This is a genomic window from Rhodococcus cerastii, assembly GCF_033042195.1.
Classification (GTDB): domain Bacteria; phylum Actinomycetota; class Actinomycetes; order Mycobacteriales; family Mycobacteriaceae; genus Rhodococcoides.
In genome coordinates, this window is sequence record NZ_JAWLKF010000036.1 from 1 (window position 1) to 1,385 (window position 1,385).

Consider the following 1,385-nt stretch of genomic DNA (forward strand, 5'->3'; position numbering starts at 1 on the left):
GTCTTACGACTTCGCACGGACCTGTGTTTTTAGTAAACAGTCGCTTCTCACTGGTCTCTGCGGCCCCACCCAGCTCAGGAAGTAAATTCCGTCACCGGACAAGGCCCCCCTTCTCCCGAAGTTACGGGGGCATTTTGCCGAGTTCCTTAACCATAGTTATCTCGATCGCCTTAGTATTCTCTACCTGACCACCTGTGTCGGTTTGGGGTACGGGCCGTGTAACAACTCACTAGAGGCTTTTCTCGGCAGCATAGGATCACTGAATTCGCCTCAATCGGCTACGCATCACCTCTCAGGCTCGATGAACGGCGGATTTGCCTACCGTTCGCCCTACAGGCTTACACCAGTACAACCACTGACTGGCCCAGCTACCTTCCTGCGTCACCCCATCGCTTGGCTACTACCAGATCAGGTCCCACGCATCCACCACACGCCTCACTCTCGAAAGAGATCGGTCATGTGGATTCAGGGTGGTTAGTGTCACTGATTCACCATGGGCGCGGTTACACGGGTACGGGAATATCAACCCGTTGTCCATCGGCTACGCCTGTCGGCCTCGTCTTAGGTCCCGACTCACCCTGGGCGGATTAACCTGGCCCAGGAACCCTTGGTCATTCGGCGGACGAGTTTCTCACTCGTCTTTCGCTACTCATGCCTGCATTCTCACTCGCGCAGCCTCCACACCTGGATCACTCCGATGCTTCCATGGCTGCACGACGCTCCCCTACCCACCCACACACCTGGCTGAACCCTCGCAAGGGAACAGCGGGCTATTGTGTGAGTGCCGCAGCTTCGGTGGTGTACTTGAGCCCCGCTACATTGTCGGCGCAGGATCACTTGACCAGTGAGCTATTACGCACTCTTTCAAGGGTGGCTGCTTCTAAGCCAACCTCCTGGTTGTCTTCGCGACCCCACATCCTTTTCCACTTAGTACACGCTTAGGGACCTTAGCTGGCGATCTGGGCTGTTTCCCTCTCGACTACGAACCTTATCGCCCGCAGTCTCACTGCCACGCTCTCACTCACCGGCATTCGGAGTTTGGCTGATTTCGGTAAGCTTGTAGGCCCCCTAGACCATCCAGTAGCTCTACCTCCGGTGAGAAACACGTGACGCTGCACCTAAATGCATTTCGGGGAGAACCAGCTATCACGGAGTTTGATTGGCCTTTCACCCCTACCCACAACTCATCCCCTCAGTTTTCAACCTAAGTGGGTTCGGTCCTCCACGACGTCTTACCGTCGCTTCAACCTGGCCATGGGTAGATCACTCCGCTTCGGGTCTAGAACACGCCACTACACCACTCACGTGGATACGCCCTATTCGGACTCGCTTTCGCTACGGCTACCCCACACGGGTTAACCTCGCGACATGCCACTAACTCGCAG

Annotated in this window: 1 rRNA gene; it reads right to left on the reverse strand. The window is 56.1% G+C overall.

Annotation, left to right across the window (positions count from 1 at the left end):
- Positions 1-1,385 (reverse strand): 23S ribosomal RNA (locus R3P93_RS24475); the annotation flags it as partial.